General features: G+C 58.1%; 16 protein-coding genes. 11 read left to right on the top strand and 5 right to left on the bottom strand.

Going from position 1 to position 15759, the window contains the following annotated elements; translation table 11 throughout:
* Window positions 1-155 precede the first annotated feature (155 nt).
* Window positions 156-2816 (top strand): type I DNA topoisomerase, encoded by a 2661-nt coding sequence (topA, locus tag JNM28_04060; protein ID MBL8067600.1) that lies wholly within the window; start codon window positions 156-158, stop codon window positions 2814-2816.
* A 1-nt stretch (window position 2817) separates the two neighbouring features.
* On the opposite strand, the gene JNM28_04055 is transcribed toward topA, so the two are convergent.
* Together JNM28_04055 and recG are read right to left on the bottom strand one after the other, a co-directional pair.
* Window positions 2818-3141 (bottom strand): rhodanese-like domain-containing protein, encoded by a 324-nt coding sequence (locus JNM28_04055; protein MBL8067599.1) that lies wholly within the window; start codon window positions 3139-3141, stop codon window positions 2818-2820.
* A gap of 66 nt (window positions 3142-3207) precedes the next feature.
* Window positions 3208-5361, bottom strand: a complete 2154-nt coding sequence (gene recG / locus JNM28_04050; GenBank protein MBL8067598.1) for an ATP-dependent DNA helicase RecG — start codon at window positions 5359-5361, stop codon at window positions 3208-3210.
* Between the two features lie 70 nt (window positions 5362-5431).
* Here recG and JNM28_04045 point away from each other — a divergent pair, with 70 nt between their 5' ends.
* The 9 genes from JNM28_04045 to JNM28_04005 all read left to right on the top strand — a co-directional run bounded on the left by JNM28_04045 (window position 5432) and on the right by JNM28_04005 (window position 12323).
* Window positions 5432-5833: a hypothetical protein gene (locus tag JNM28_04045; protein MBL8067597.1), complete on the top strand. Its 402-nt coding sequence runs from the start codon at window positions 5432-5434 to the stop codon at window positions 5831-5833.
* Window positions 5834-6130: 297 nt separating this feature from the next.
* The gene (locus JNM28_04040; protein ID MBL8067596.1) at window positions 6131-6916 is read left to right on the top strand and encodes a F0F1 ATP synthase subunit A; all 786 of its coding nucleotides are present in this window, start codon (window positions 6131-6133) and stop codon (window positions 6914-6916) included.
* Window positions 6917-6969: 53 nt separating this feature from the next.
* A complete protein-coding gene (atpE, locus tag JNM28_04035) occupies window positions 6970-7170 on the top strand; it encodes an ATP synthase F0 subunit C (protein MBL8067595.1) in 201 nt (66 codons plus the stop codon).
* Window positions 7171-7252: 82 nt separating this feature from the next.
* Window positions 7253-7885 carry a F0F1 ATP synthase subunit B gene (gene atpF / locus JNM28_04030; GenBank protein MBL8067594.1) on the top strand — a complete coding sequence of 211 codons (633 nt, stop codon included), beginning with the start codon at window positions 7253-7255 and terminating at the stop codon, window positions 7883-7885.
* Entirely contained in the window at window positions 7885-8439 is a 555-nt protein-coding gene (gene atpH / locus JNM28_04025; GenBank protein MBL8067593.1) for an ATP synthase F1 subunit delta, read from the top strand. The genes atpF and atpH overlap by 1 nt, the downstream gene beginning before the upstream one ends.
* Before the next feature lie 21 nt (window positions 8440-8460).
* Window positions 8461-10008, top strand: a complete 1548-nt coding sequence (locus JNM28_04020; GenBank protein ID MBL8067592.1) for a F0F1 ATP synthase subunit alpha — start codon at window positions 8461-8463, stop codon at window positions 10006-10008.
* Window positions 10009-10027: 19 nt separating this feature from the next.
* Window positions 10028-10894, top strand: a complete 867-nt coding sequence (gene atpG / locus JNM28_04015) for an ATP synthase F1 subunit gamma (protein MBL8067591.1) — start codon at window positions 10028-10030, stop codon at window positions 10892-10894.
* Between the two features lie 53 nt (window positions 10895-10947).
* Window positions 10948-11349, top strand: a complete 402-nt coding sequence (locus tag JNM28_04010) for a hypothetical protein (GenBank protein MBL8067590.1) — start codon at window positions 10948-10950, stop codon at window positions 11347-11349.
* 68 nt (window positions 11350-11417) lie between these two features.
* Entirely contained in the window at window positions 11418-12323 is a 906-nt protein-coding gene (locus JNM28_04005; protein ID MBL8067589.1) for a hypothetical protein, read from the top strand.
* Here JNM28_04005 and JNM28_04000 read toward each other — a convergent pair.
* From JNM28_04000 to JNM28_03990, 3 genes are all read right to left on the bottom strand, one after another.
* A complete protein-coding gene (locus JNM28_04000; GenBank protein MBL8067588.1) occupies window positions 12320-12760 on the bottom strand; it encodes a hypothetical protein in 441 nt (146 codons plus the stop codon). The two genes, JNM28_04005 and JNM28_04000, sit on opposite strands and share 4 nt — an antisense overlap.
* Window positions 12761-12849: 89 nt before the next feature.
* A complete protein-coding gene (locus JNM28_03995) occupies window positions 12850-13440 on the bottom strand; it encodes an RNA polymerase sigma factor (GenBank protein MBL8067587.1) in 591 nt (196 codons plus the stop codon).
* 143 nt (window positions 13441-13583) lie between these two features.
* Window positions 13584-14510 (bottom strand): serine hydrolase, encoded by a 927-nt coding sequence (locus JNM28_03990; GenBank protein MBL8067586.1) that lies wholly within the window; start codon window positions 14508-14510, stop codon window positions 13584-13586.
* Window positions 14511-14663: 153 nt separating this feature from the next.
* On the opposite strand from JNM28_03990, the gene JNM28_03985 reads away from it, so the two are divergent.
* Window positions 14664-15749, top strand: a complete 1086-nt coding sequence (locus tag JNM28_03985) for a DUF4623 domain-containing protein (protein MBL8067585.1) — start codon at window positions 14664-14666, stop codon at window positions 15747-15749.
* Window positions 15750-15759 lie beyond the last annotated feature (10 nt).

Here is a 15759-nt window from a genome sequence, read left to right as displayed (position 1 = left end):
GCCGGGCCGAACTGAACACTCTGACCTAACGATTTTCTCAAATCGCGCTTTTCAATCCGCAATCCGCGTCTGCCAACTGGGGCAACTTGCGAGCCCGGGCTTGATATCCGGCGCACTCCACCGGTAAAACCGCGCCGCCCCTCTGCGCTGGAACCATGGCCAAAACGCTCGTCATCGTCGAATCCCCTGCCAAAGCAAGGACTATCTCCCGCTTCCTCGGCAAGGGGTACGAAGTCAAAGCCAGCTTCGGCCACATCCGCGACCTCCCAGAAAAAGCCGCCGATATCCCCGCTTCGCACAAAGACAAAAAATGGGCCAAGCTCGGCGTCAACGTCGATGGCGCTTTTGAACCCCTTTACATTGTGCCGGCAGAAAAGAAGAGGCATGTCACCGAGCTCAAGGACGCGGCCAAGGGTGCCGACCGGCTCTTGCTGGCAACGGATGAAGACCGGGAAGGCGAATCGATCAGTTACCATATCTTAGAAGTCCTGAAACCCAAGAAAGACGTCCGGATCCAGCGAATCGTCTTCCACGAAATCACCCCCGAGGCGATTGAGGCGGCGATCAAAAACCCCAGGGACCTCGACGAGTCGCTCGTCAAGGCCCAAGAAACCCGCCGAATCCTCGACCGCCTTTATGGGTACACGCTGAGCCCACTTCTTTGGAAAAAGGTCGCCCCCAAACTCAGTGCTGGCCGCGTGCAATCCGTCGCCGTCCGGTTGGTCGTCATGAGGGAGCGCGAACGGCGCGACTTCGTCACCGTCGAATATGCCGGAATCACCGCCCAGTTGGCCAAAGGGGGCACGGCGTTCAAAGCTCGTCTCGAGAAGGTCGATGCCAGCAACATTGCCGATGGCCAATCGTTTTCCAGCGAAGGGCAATTGGTCAAGGCCAAGGACACCTGGCTCACAATCGGCGAGGCCCAACCGCTTGCCGAAAAACTCAAGAAGAACCAACCGTGGACGGTCTCCCAGGTTGAAACCAAACCGGGAATCGAAAATCCGCCCGTACCGTTCATGACCTCCACCCTGCAGCAAGAAGCCAACCGCAAACTCGGCTTTTCAGCCCGGCGAACCATGCAGGTTGCCCAGAACCTTTACGAAGGGATCGACATCGGTGGGGGTTCTACCGGTTTGATCACCTACATGCGAACAGACTCGCTCAGCCTGGCCGACCGGGCCATTGCCGAAGCCCGGCAAGTCATCCAAGACATGTACGGCAAGGAGTATCTGCCGGCCCAACCTAAAGTCTACAAATCCAAAGCCAAAAACGCCCAGGAAGCCCACGAGGCAATCCGGCCCACTGACCTCGGCCGCACTCCGGCCAGCATCAAGTCCAAGCTCACCGACGAGCAATTCAAGCTCTACGACCTCATCTGGAAGCGGACGATCGCCTGCCAAATGAACCCCGCCCAGGTCGAGCGCACTCGCGCCGAGCTCGAAACCCAAGCGGATTCCCGCAAATACACCTTTGCGACGACCGGGAAGCGAATCATCTTCCCCGGATTCCTGCGAGTCTATGTCGAGGGATTCGATGACCCCGATGCCGAACTCGGAGACAAAGAAACGCTCCTGCCCGAACTCACGGTCGGCGAGCAAACACAAGTCTCTACGGTCGCTCAAACTCATGAGCAAGGCTTATCCGTCCAAGGCGTCCAGGCCACCGAACACAGCACCAAACCGCCGGCCCGGTACACCGAGGCGTCGCTCGTCCAAAAACTGGAGGCCGAAGGGATCGGCAGGCCATCCACTTATGCCAGCATCATCGGCACCATCCAAGACCGGGGGTACGTGTTCAAATCCGGCAACCAACTGGTTCCCACTTTCACCGCTTTTGCCGTTACCCAGTTGTTGGAAGGCAGTTTCCCCGACTTGGTCGATATTGGGTTCACAGCCGAAATGGAGGACGAATTGGACGAGATCGCCAGCGGCAAACGCGACATGGTCGCCCACCTCAAAGAATTCTATTTCGGCGACAAAACTCCTGGAATCCTGGAGAAAGTCGAAAAGAAGGGGCCTGAGATCCCGTTCCCCCACATCCCGTTGGATGAGGGGCTTGTGGTCCGTATTGGCCGGAACGGGCCCTTTGTGCAGCGGGGCGAAGGTGGACCGGGCAATACGGCTTCCATCCCCGAAGACCTGGCCCCTGCCGACTTGAACGCCGCCAAGGCCGCCGAGCTCTTGGAACAAAAGGCAAAGGGGCCAGAAGCCATCGGCACCGACCCCAAAACCGGACGGGCCATATTGAGCAAATCTGGACGGTTCGGTCCTTACCTTGAACTGGAGCAAACCCCAGAAGAGGTGGCCGCCGGAACCAAGCCGACCCGGGTCGGGCTCCCACCCGGGGTTTCCCCCGCCCAGTTGGCAGCCGGGGATCTGGAAATCCTCACCAGCTACCCCAAAGTGCTTGGCAACCATCCCCAAACCGGCGAGCCCATCACCCTGCTGCTGGGGCGATATGGGCCTTACCTACAATCTGGAGGGCAGAATGCGAATGCCGGCGATTGGCGGGAAGCTATCGGCATGACCGTCGAAATGGCAGTAGCCATGCTGGCCGAAGGGGGGAAAGGGCGGAAATCCGGCGCCCCAGAACCGCTCAAAGAACTCGGCGAGGCAGATGGCCTGGCCGGGCCGGTCAAAGTCATGAGCGGGCGCTACGGCCCCTACGTGACCGACGGCAGCACCAACGCGACGATCCCCAAAGGCACAGATCCCGAATCCATCACGTTGGCTCAAGCCGCCGAATTGATCAAAGCCCGTGCCGCGGCCGGTCCGGCCAAGAAAAAGCCCAAGCGCCGGGTTACCCGCAAAAAGTAATTCAATAGATCCGGTAGCCGTCGCCGATCACTTCCGCCCAACCGTTCATGCCTTCGGTGAGGTTGGCCACATTCGAAAATCCTTGGCGGGCCAGGTATTCGGCAACCTTCCGACTGCGGTTCCCCGTGCGGCAGACGATCACGGTTTCCGCCGATGGGTCAAGCTCGCCGATCCGATCCATGATGTCTCCCATCGGGATATGGACGATGCCTGGCAATGCGCCGTTCTCCAACTCTTCGGCCTCGCGCACGTCCACCAGGACCACCTTTTCCCCGGAGTCCAATTTGCGCTTCACGGTATGGATCGATGTTTCGGGAACAGCCATCACCAGATAAAGTGCCTCCTTTCGCAAAATCGGATTCAGGACGGCTGGGACCGCGTTCCCGCCAAGTCAGCTGACCGAGACCATCGCCTCGTCGCTCCGCCGCTTGCGGATCTCTTCCAAAATCAAGCGGTGCCGGGGTTGCGAAAGATCCGGATCTGTTTCCAAAATGGCGATCGCCCCCTGCCGGGCCTGCTCCAAAACTGACCCATCCCGCAACAAATCCGCCACTTTGAATTCCAGCATCCCGCTTTGGCGCGTCCCCAACATGTCTCCCGGCCCCCTGATCTTCAAATCTTCTTCGGCGATGCGGAAACCATCGGATGTTTGCTGCAAAACGGCAAGTCTCCTTTCGCTTTCTGGGTTGGTGGCGTCGGCGATCAAGATGCAGTAACTTTGGTGCGCGCCCCGGCCGACCCGGCCCCGCAGCTGGTGCAACTGGGAAAGCCCAAACCGGTTGGCATCCTCCACCACCATGACCGAGGCGTTGGGCACATCCACCCCCACTTCGATGGCGACTGTGCTCACCAGAACATCCGTTTCCCCGGATCGGAATTGGTCCATTGCCGACTCTTTCTCCGGGGCCTTCATCTGCCCGTGGAGCAACCCGACCTTCAACTCGGGGTAAGTCTGAGAGCTCAACCGGTAGTGGAGGTCTTCGGCCGCTTGGGTCTGCATCTTGTCGCTCTCGGCGATCATCGGGCAGACGAAGTAGGCTTGTCGGCCTTGCCTCACCAAGTCGCGGACCGTTTCGTAAACTTGATCGCGGTGGGCCGGCGATTTCCAGTGGGTTTTGACCGGTTTGCGTCCCGGCGGCAACTCGTCGATCACGCTCAAGTCCAAATCGCCATAGAGGCTCATGGTCAGCGTCCGCGGGATGGGGGTCGCCGTCATCACCAGGACATCCGGGTTTTCAACGGCCTTTTGCCGCAAACTCAGCCGCTGCATGACGCCGAACCGGTGTTGCTCATCAATGACGACCAATCCCAGCCGGGCAAAGGCCACCCCGTCGCTGATTAGGGCATGGGTTCCCACTGTGAGCTGGGCCGTTCCGGATGCCGCCCTTTCCAAAGCCCTCCGCTTGTCCCTTGCCCCCAGCTTCCCCACCAAAAGGTTCACCGCTATCCCCATTGGTTCGAACAGCCGCCGCAGGTTGATGTAGTGCTGCTCGGCCAAGATCTCCGTCGGGGCCATCAGCGCGGCCTGGTACCCGCAACGCACAGCCCCCAAGATGGCGCAAGCCGCCACCGCCGTCTTGCCGCTCCCCACATCGCCTTGAACCAAACGGTTCATTGGGAACGGCCGTTCCATGTCGCGCCAAATTTCATCCACAACCCGCTGCTGGGCCCCGGTCAATTCGAACGGCAACAGCGCCGCGCATTGTTCGCGCAATGGGCGTCGGTCGGGTTCACCTTGGGCAAAGAGCCCTCCCCCGCCCGTAACGTCCAAGCTGCCGATTCGGCTGAGAGGGAATCCGATGCCTACCTCTTGCTGGACGGCATTCCGGCGCATCTGCAAAACCAACTGCAGATAGAGGAACTCGTCATAGACCAAACGGTGCCGAGCCCTCTCCAAACGGTCGAGGCTTTCCGGGCGGTGCATCTCCTTCAACGCTGCCCGGAGCGGGATCAACCGGTTCGCCCGCAAAAATTCTTCCGGCAATGGGTCTTCAACCATATGGCCGAAAAATTCGACCGCGCTGGCTGCCGCCTTGCGCACAGTGCGCTGCGGGATACCCTCGCTGAGCGCATAAACGGGGACGATGCGGGCAAAATCCGCCGAATCGTCGTCCTCGTCTACCTCTTCCCATTCGGGACTAGCAATTTCAAGGCGCCGGTTCAGTCCTTCCTTCACCGCGCCATAAGCCATCACCTCCCCCTCCACCTTTTGCAGTTGGCGCGCTATCCAAGGTTGGTTGAACCACGTGAGCACAACTTGCCCGGTGCCGTCGTCCAGGATCGCTTGGATCATAACTTTGCCGCCCCGCAACTGGCGCGTTTGCACCCCGCGCAGCCGGCCGCGGACGCTTTGGGATTCGCCGGGCCGGAGGGCAACCAGCTTGGGGAGGTTGGTTCGGTCGTCGTAACGGCGGGGCAGATACCACAAGACGTCGGCCACCGTGTGCAAGCCCAGCTTGGCCAGCAACATGGCTTGCTTGGGGCCGACCCCTTTCAGAAACTGGGCCTCCATGTGCAAACCCTGTCCGCCTTCCACACCCGCCATGTCCAAATCCTAAAGACTCCCGGCGGGGCCCGGTCGGAGCGTGGGGCCAGGGCCGGATACACTACGGTTTGTGGAAAACAACGGCCCCGGAGACAGCCTGAAAAGCCAAACCGAGGAGATCGCCCAATCTGCCAGGGAGAAAATGGCCGAGATCGACCGCGACTTCGAAGGCAAACTCGCCGATTTGGGCGACCGAGTTAAAACCGCCAGGGGCCGCGCCAAACAGTTCGAGCCCGAAGCCAACAACATCGCTGGGATGAACCCCGAAGAAGCGAGAGGGATGGGCTACGGGTTCACCGTCGGTTATGCCGTCATCGGCATGCCCATCGCTATGTATGTTGTCGGCCTGGCCGTTGACCGGTTCGCCAAACCGATCCCAGGCGGCATGACCTGGGCCGGGCTTTTGGCCATGGTGGGCGGATGCCTCGGCATTGGGTTCGCGATTTTTGCCACGGCAAAACAAAACCGGTGAGTCTTCTAGCCCTATTCGTCGGAGTCGTTTCCGGAGCGGTCAGCTTTGTCGGCCTGTGGGGGATCTCGTACCTTTTGGCCAAACGATTTGAACCTGAAACGCAACCCCCGATCCATCCTGGCGTATTCCTAATTGCACTGGTATTGAAAGTTCCGGCCCTGCTCATGGGCTGGTGGTTTTGCGCGGCATTAGGGACCCCAGGCCTGCGGTCTTTCGGTCTTGGGATTGTGTTGGTATACTCCCTCGCGGTCGCCCTCCTGGCCATCCGGGGCGGGCGCCGATGACCACGAATCTCCCATGGACGCCATCTTACGCCTGAGCACCCTGCTGGCCGCCGAATCCGAATCGGGCGGGGCACATGAAGGGCTCTCTTACATTGGGCTGATGGCTTACATCTTTTTCATCGTCGCCGTAATCTGCGGATTCCTCGCCATCGCAAAATCTGGCCTCAACACCCGGTTCTTCAAAAAACCGGCGACCCAGCTGATCGAGCAACTCTTCATCTTCATTGAAGGGATGGCGGTCGGGATCGTCGGCCCCCACGGCCGCAAATACATCCCGATGCTGATGACCTTTTGGATGGTCATCTTTGTCGGCAACCTCACGGCCCTTTTCCTGCACGCCTCGCCTACTGCCGACCTGGGGTTTAACCTCGGTATGGCACTCATCGCGGTAGGGTATGTCCAGTTCGAAGGGATGCGGGCCAACGGTGTGGTCGGCCACTTCCGGCACTTTGCCGGGCCGAAACTTCCCATCTTCATGATTCCGATCACCTTGATGATCTTTGTGATCGAAATCATCTCTGAGACCATGAAAAACGTCTCGCTGAGCCTGCGGCTTTACGGGAACATGCACGGCGGGCACGAAGCCGTTGTTTCCATGAACAAGCTCACCGAAGGCACCCCCATGGCCTGGCTCCCGATTGGCGACTTCCTTTTGCCGATCAAACTGCTCACCTGTGTTGTGCAAGCGCTCATCTTCTGCTTGCTGCTCGCCGTCTACCTGTCCCTGGTCACCCATCATGAAGACCACGGCGACGGGCACGACCATGGGCACGAAGGAAGCCACGCGCCGGCACACTAAACCACGGTTTAACCAACCCCGCAAGGAACACACTGGAGGAAACTAGAAAAATCATGCTCCCATTCGCACTCGGTCTCTCCGCACTTGGCTGCGGCATCGGTCTCGGCCTCATCGGATACGGCGCTATGCAAGGCATGGCCCGACAACCGGAAGCCATCGGCAAACTGCAAACCGCAATGCTGATCGCCCTCGCGTTCGTCGAGCTCGTCTTCCTGCTCACCGTCTTCGTCGGCGCTGGCCAGTTCAAGGGCTAAGTCCAGGCCCCGCAATTTCTCGGGTGCCCGACCCCAATCGGGCACCCGACCTGACACTCCCGCATCAGTCAAAGCTTTCTCAATGAGTCAACCCGAAGGCAACAAAAAGCCGTCGATCGCAGAAATCGCCGTTCTCGCGGTGGTCGGCGCCATCGTCATGTACGTCGGCTACTGGATCGATTCCAACCACGCACTCGCCTCTGTCGAAGGGCCGCTCAACAAAATGGGCATCCCCCTCGAACTCGGAAAAACCGTGGGCACCATCGGGATGTTCATCGCCCTCTTCAAAGTCATCCACGGCTTCTTCCTCGTCCCCCTGTTCGATGCCATCAACGGCCGCACAAACGAACTAGAGAGCACCTTTGGAGAAGCGGAAAACCTTCGCGCCGAAATGACGCAACTCAAGAGCGATTACGAAAAGCGTATCGCCGAAACCGAAGCCAGCGCCCGCGAACAGATCCAAGCCCAGATCCGCGAAGCGCAAGACCTGAAAAAGGAACTCATGGCCGATGCCGCGCGCAAGGCTGATGAATACAAGAACCAAGCGATGGCCGAAATTGACGCCGAAAAGCGCAAGGCCCTCACCGATCTGCGGCTTCACGTCACCAATCTTTCGCTCCAAGCCACCGAAAAACTGCTCGGCGAAAACGTGGACAGCGACCGCAACCGCAAAATCATCGACGACTTCCTCGCCACCGTCGAGGTGAAAAACTAATGTCCGATATGCGGGTCGCCAAACGGTATGCCAAAGCCCTGTTCAACACGGCGCTCGGGCAAAACACCGTCACCAGTGTCAGCGACGACTTGGCGGCGCTGACCGGCGCGATCCGCGACAACGACGGCTTCCGGGAATTCCTGAGCCGGCCCCAAACAGAAAAGAAGGACAAACTCGCCCTGTTCGAAAAGGTCTTCGGCGACAAAATCACCGCCACCAGCATGGCCTTTGTCCGGCTGCTGATCGAAAAAGGCCGGGATGACGAACTGACTGGCATCAAACTCGCTTTTGACGAAATGCGCCGGAACCACGAGCGCGTCGTTCGCGCCATCGTGGAATCTGCCGCGGAACTTGATGCCAGCCAACGCAAGGCCGTCATCACCAAAATCGAAGCCGAAACCGGCAACAAACTCGAACCCGAATTCGTCGTCAACCCCGAACTCATCATGGGCGTCAAAGTCACCTATGGCGACTACGTCCTCGATGGATCCGTCCGCGGACAGCTCAACCGCATGCGCGAACGACTTGTCTACGACCTGCTCAAACAAGCTTAAACAACCATCCCAGATACGACCATGGCCATCAAACCGGAAGAAATCACCTCGATCCTTGAACAGGAACTGAAAGCCTTTGACAAAAAGGCCGAAGTCGAACATGTCGGCACCGTCCTGCAGGTCGGAGACGGGATCGCCCGCGTCTATGGGCTCCCCGACTGCCAAGTCGGCGAAATGCTTGAATTCCCCGGCGGAGTCATCGGCCTGGCCCTCAACTTGGAAGAAGATTCCATTGGGGCCGTCCTCATCGGCGAATCCAACGACATCAAAGAAGGCGACCCTGTCAAAGAAACCGGGCGCATTATTGAAGTCCCCGTCGGTAAGGCCCTCCTCGGGCGCGTCGTCAACGCCCTCGGCCAACCCATCGACGATGCCGGCCCAATCGCCGCCGAAGAATTCAAACTCCTGGAAACCAATGCCCCGGGCGTTGTCGACCGGCAACCCGTCACCGAACCTCTGCAAACCGGAATCAAATCAGTCGACGCCATGATCCCCATCGGTCGGGGCCAACGCGAACTCATCATCGGCGACCGCCAAACCGGCAAAACCGCCATCTGCATCGACTGCATCATCAACCAAGCCAAACTCAATGAGACCTGCGACGAAAAAGACAAGGTCTACAGCATCTATGTCGCTATTGGGCAGAAAATGGCCAACGTCGCCCGCGTCGTCGAAACGCTCCGCGAACACGATGCCCTCAAATACACCATCGTCGTCGCCGCTTCGGCTTCCGACTCCAACGCCATGCAGTACCTGGCCCCGTTTGCCGGTGCCGCCATGGGCGAATATTTCCGCGACAACGGCATGCATGCCTTGGCTGTCTACGATGACCTTTCCAAGCACGCTGTCGCATACCGCGCCGTCTCGCTGCTGCTCCGCCGCCCGCCGGGCCGCGAAGCCTATCCTGGAGACGTTTTCTACCTCCACTCCCGCTTGCTGGAACGTGCGGCCAAGCTCTCCGATGAGCACGGTGCCGGTTCACTGACCGCACTCCCGGTCATCGAAACCCAATCGGGCGACGTTTCGGCCTATATCCCCACCAACGTCATCTCGATCACCGACGGGCAGATCTATCTTGAGCCGGATCTGTTCTTTGCCGGTGTCCGCCCCGCCATCAACGTCGGGATCTCGGTCAGCCGGGTCGGGGGGAACGCCCAAATCAAAGCAATGAAATCCGTTGCTGGGAAGATGAAGCTCGAAATGGCCAACTACCGCGAGGTTCAAGCCTTTGCCCAATTTGCCAGCGACCTCGACCGCTCGACCCAACTCCAGTTGCTCCGCGGCCAACGGCTCACCGAATTGCTCAAGCAATACCTCGCCGTCCCCTACCCGGTCGAAGACCAGGTCGTCGCCATCTATGCCGGCACCGGCGGAACCTTGGATGAAGTCCCCAACGACCATGTCCAAGCCTTTGAAAAGTTCCTCCTTGGCTATGTCCACGAAAAATTCCCCGATGTCATCGAAGGAATCCGGCAAAGCCGGGCCCTTTCCGACGACGCCCAAGAAACGTTGAAGAAAGCCAACGCCGAGGCCCTAGCCGCTTACAAATCCGCCAACAACCTGAGCTAACAACACACCAACACCCAGAATGGCCACGCTCAAACAAATTCGTCAACGCATCCGCGCCGCCAAAAACACCCAGGCCATCACCCGGGCGATGAAGCTGGTCGCGGCGGCCCGCCTCACCAAAGCCAAAAACAAGGTGGAAGAAGCGCGGCCCTACAGCGAAAAAATGTACGAATTCATCTCGAGCGTGGGCGGAGCCGGCGATCTGCCGCCGCACCCGCTGCTCACCCGGCGGAACGATGTCAAAAAGGTGGCCCTCGTCCTCATCACGGCAGACCGGGGACTCTGCGGCAGCTACAACACCAGCCTGCTGAAAACAGCAAAATCCTGGCTGGATTCGCAATCCGTCAAAACCTGCCTGGTTTGTGTGGGCAAAAAAGGCGCGCAGTTCTTTGGCAAGCGCGGCTACGAAGTCGCCCACACCATGAGCGTCCCCACCGCCGGAGCCGACCTCGCTGATGCCGTCGCCCTAACCAACCATATCGAACAAATGTTCGTTTCCGGTGAGGTCGATGCCGTCTACCTGTGCTACAGCAAATTCCTGAGTGCCATTCGCCAAGAACCCCGGACGATCCAGCTCCTGCCCATCGAGCCTCCCCAGGGAGAAGGTGCCGAATCCGGCACCAGCAAACAGTACGATTTTGAACCGGAGCCCGAGGAACTGCTTTCGCTGCTCTTGCCCAAGTACCTGCTCACGGTCACCTACCAGGCCCTCTTGGAATCGTCGGCTTCTGAGCACGGATCCCGCATGACCGCCATGAGCAACGCCACCGACAACGCAGGCAAAATGATCGGCGAACTCACGCTGACCGCCAACCGCGTCCGGCAAGCGGCAATCACCAAGGAAATCTTGGAAATCGTCGGCGGCGCTGAAGCTCTCAAAAACTGACGGGACTTTTACCCCCCCCCGTTGCCGAACAGCATTGAGTGTATCCTCAACAAATGTTCTCAATAGTTTGCCTCAGCACTTGGACGTTCGTCCTTCAACAATCCCTGTTTGGATCCGAAACACTTGGAATCCGCACTAACCGAAATCCGACAACGGAATCCATCACGGATGCGGTCTATCCAATTAAAGTTTCTACTGATTACACGCCCAGCTATGCCGTTGCGGCCAACACCGAGCGCATCCATAAAGTGGTCTGGAACATCGAGAACTATGGGGAGGTGTATGCCCAGAGAGAATTGATGGTTTCGCCATTAACGTCCAAAGGACAATTTATCGAATGGTGGAACGAACAAAACGGTGCAACCGTAGCCGTTAGGCTCGAGACGATTTATCGCGGAATCAACGATGTCAAAGAGCAAGCGATCGACCCAGACGATCCCGGAGGCGGATCGTGATCAGTGCGCTCATTTGTATTATTCAAGGACAGCAATCTCATCAAGGGCCGATATCCGAATTTCGGCCCTTGATCGTCCTTTCGACACAAAACTTGGCCACCGAAAAAGCAAAGCTGCTTGGCGAGCTTGATCTGGCTGCGATTCGGGCCAAATCGGAATCCGCGTGCCAGTTCCTCATTGAAAATGAAGACTATTGTGCTTACGACCAAGATGATGTGCTCGGAATCCAGTCACTTGAATTATCCGGGCATATGATGAAACTTATCCTGGGTAACCTTGGGAAAGGTTTAGTTTTTGAATTTTCAGACCTTTCTGCGGAACAGCGCAACCAAATTCAGAGCATTGTCGGGCGGTTCCAACCTCAACTCGCCCAAGCCCTTTCCGGTGACCGCAGTGCCCAGTTTGAACTCATCTGCGAGAACCAGCTGACCTTGGATATGAACGGCAAATCTCAGCGGTTCAGTATCGGAGAGATCGATAAGGCACAGTCACCGCGCCCGCTCCACCAACAAGTCCCCGCACCTGAGCCGCAACAAAAGTGGAACGGCATCAAACTCCTGGCCGGGATTCACTGCAATCCATGCGTTTTCACATTTATCGGATTCCCCAGCCGATTCGACCAAACGGTTGAAACTATCGCCCGTCTCACTGACCAACTGAGTCGCATCAAAGCCAACCGGTCAAGAGAAGTCCAAGAATTGTACGGCCTAGTCAAGCAAAAACTGCAAAATTCCCCCGGCTTCAACTACGGGCCCATCGGGATAGGGCAGAACTTTAGCGAGCTTGACCCATCTTTAAAGGAAAAACTCCTCAAGGATGTGGCAACAAATTATGCCTTCTACGGATTTAAGTCAGAGCAGGATGCGATCGTCGCCTTGGAATCCGCCAAGGTGCGGAGTTCGAGAATTGCGTTTGGCGTGCAGGTGAGCGACGGGCCCAACTCATTCCATAGCTCAATGTGGACCCCCGGCTAAAAGCCGTTCCACCCGTTGAAGTTCCCGTTGCGGTCGAACCACCCGATCCCAAGCTTTTGCCCGGCGTTAAGGGTCACATCTTGGTCAACAACCGTGTACCCGCCGGTTGTCACCGTCAAATGGATCGTCCCGGCCAGTGAGTCGCTGTTCTTCAGATAAAACTCATAGTAATCGTAATCAGTCGATTCGTCGTTGGACCAAATGCTCACTCCCTTTTCCGTGCTCAGGTGGGTGGTGCTGCACCATGTGGCTTGGTGGTCGTCGCGGCATTCTTCGTCCGGCGTGTTCTGCCCCGGCTTGAAGGCATCGATGCTCACTCCAAAGCTGGGGGTTAATGATCCGGTCAGGGTTGCCGTCACGGTGTGCCGGCGGTCTCCGGCCCCACCACAGCCGATCAGGATCATCCCGAGTGCGATCCCAAGGATCCCATAGCGCATGGTGTTATTATGCAAAACAATACAATTTTCTGTCTAGAGTCAAAGAAAAGAGCCCCCAGGTTCACCCTGGGGGCTCTTTTTGGATAGGTTCAGGCAAAGCCGCCGCAAACATGCGTCTTGTTCTGGACTTGTTCCAGAATTCGCCGCAGCTGCTTGTGGGCCCGGTGCAGGCGGCTCCGGATCGTCCCGACCGGGGCCGAGAACTTGACCGCGATTTCATCGTAGGGCAATCCTTCCACGTCGGCAAGCCAAACCAATTCCCGCTGGTCTTCGGTCAGGTGAGACAAGCCATGCTCCAACTCCTCGCTCAGCGTATCCCCAACCAACGCCTGCGATGGCGTCGGCCGGTCATCCGGGGCTTCAAAACTCACCGTGTCGTCGTACCCGTCGGCCCGCAGGGGGGCATCGCTGCTCACGGTTTGCACCCGACGGCTGCGCGCCCGCTTCATGTCCAAGAACAACCGCGTCACAATCCGGAAAATCCAGTTTTCAAAGGGGCGGTCACCTTGAAATGTGTCGAACTTGCGGAACGCCCGGTAAAAAGCTTCCTGAGTCAAGTCCTCAGCGTCACTCCGGTTTCCACTCAGCCGATACGCCAAGTTGAAAACCTTCTTGTAGCTCTTCTCCATCAGTTGTTGGAAGTCGAGCGGTTCGGAAGTTTCAAGATGGATGCTGGACATGTTTTCTTCGTCTCCTGGTTGAGATTCTGCAGGTAGGAACACCGTGCCAGGCACGGGAGTTCCTCGACTGGGACGTTTAGATACGTAACGTTTCGTATCTATCAAGACGCACTAGGAAAGAGGCCGGTTACAAGCCAGGGGATTCAGCTGTCTTCCACCCCGCCACCCGTCGGGGCCCACCGCTCATCCTCGGGCGACGGGTGGAACGGGCGTCCGGGATTCAATGCGTTCCAAACAATAGAACCGATTTTGCGGATGGCGTCGTGCCCTTCGTTGTGGAATCCCCAAGACCGGTCGGCGGCGTTATCGGTGTAGACCGTAAGAATGTAGGGGTGGGGCCCAAAAACGATGGCCGTATCGCTCCGGCTCCGTTCCAACGCCCCGACCTTAGCGGCAACCGATATGTCGTTCGGCACCGTGAAATCGATGAAGTCATCCCAGTATTGGCTTTCCATGATCCGGGTGATCTTGCGGCAGGCGGCAGGGCTAGCCGCCTTGCCGTCATAGATTTTTTTCAGAATCTGCGCCATCTCCAAAGGCGAGGTCACACCCATGTTTTTGAAACTTGTGTAGAGCCGGGACAGGCGCTGGTTCGATGCCGGCGGGCGGATCGTGCAGGCGGTGTCATGGAATCCCCATCCGAGAAGGCGCTTTTCGATGTTTTCCACCCCCAGCCGTTCCGCAAGCATCACGGTCGCCGTGTTGTCGCTCACGTTCATCATCAATTGGCAAAGGCCGTCGATGTTGATCTGCGTCCCTTCTATCATGTGGGCGGCCCACATGCTTTCGTTCCTTTTGCCTATCGGCGGAACGGTCAATTTCTCGTCCCACTTCAAACGGCCTTCTTCGATTTGATTGAACGCCTCGACCAGCAAAACGGTTTTGATCGTGCTGGCACTGGGGTACCTCTCACTGTCCCGGTACCCGATTGATTCTCCGGTGGTCAGATCGATCAGGTGATATCCCAACCTTCCCCGGAATGTTTTGGCGACACTGTCCAACTTTGGTTTCAAGGCCGTTTGCAGGGGGCTTGCCCCAATCAACGCGTAGGTGATGATGCTGGTCAACATGGGTGTGGTTTTGCCGGTGATCCGTTAGACTCATTCGGAAAGAACCCCGTATTCTTGCCGTACATCTCACCGCCCTCATTTGATAGACTGAAAGACGTCCTGCAATGTTGCGATACTCTCTGTGGTGAGGGTCGTGTAGGACTTGGAGATTCGATGCTGAGTAGGAAAAAAACAACCTTGTTGGGCGTTGCCGCCCTTTCTTTGGTGGCCACCGCCGCCCAAGCCCAAGTCACCCTGACCGCAAAGGCCGGCTTTGGAACCGGCGGTTGGATTGCGCCGGCCGCTGCCTCGACCTTGTTGGACACAGGCAACAACACCCGCGGTTTCGCCTATGACGGCGTCACCAACCAACTGATCATTGTCAACCGGACCGGCGGCAACAACGTGAACCTTGTCAACGCCAGCACCGGTGCCTTCAACGGCACAATGGACGGATCTGGGTTCACCGGCGGCACGTTCACTAACAACATGGTGGCTTCGGTCGGCGGCAAGGTCTTTGTGGCCAACCTCGCGACGTCGTCCACCGCGCCGTTCAAGATCTATCAATTCGCATCTGCCACCGTTGGCCAAACTTCCACCGAAATCTTCAACGCGACTTCCGGGCTCTTCCGGACCGGTGACGATTTTGATGCGATTTTGGACGCCAATGGCCGGGTCGCCTTTGCCGCCAGCGGCAGCATGGGCACCAACGCCCCGTTCGGTTACGCCTACATCTCAAGCAACGGCAGCAGCTACAGTTCCGCTGTTGTCAACGGCGGCATGACAAACGATGGCCTCCGGCTCGGCTTGACTTTCGGTGCAGATGAAAACACCGTCATGGGCACCAAAGGGCTGTTCACCGACGGCTTGTTCGTCATCCAAAACGGCGTGCAACTCGGCCAAGTCACTGGACTCGGCACCAACAGCGCCCGCCCGATGGACTTTGCTGTCGTCAACGGGGTTCCGCTCCTTGCCGTCATCGACACCGTCAGCAGCCAAGTGCAGGTCTACGACATGACCAGCCCGCTCGCCCCGGTTTTCGTCGCTCAAGGCAACAACACCACCGGCGCGCTCACCGCGAACGGCAACGGGGTTGGCCAAGTTAAGTTTGGGCAAGACGCTACCGGTGCCTGGAGCCTTTACGCCATGTCCACGAACCAAGGTCTGCAAGCCTTCGATGTCAGCGTCGTGCCGGAACCGGGAACCATGTTGATTCTCGCCGGTGCCGCCGCCATCGCCGCCCGACGCCGCCGCAAATAAGCTGCGGCGC

The organism is Armatimonadota bacterium, assembly GCA_016789105.1.
Lineage (GTDB): Bacteria > Armatimonadota > Fimbriimonadia > Fimbriimonadales > Fimbriimonadaceae > UphvI-Ar2.
The sequence above is the reverse complement of the archived record's forward strand: the minus strand, read 5'-3'. Positions and strand labels throughout refer to the sequence as shown.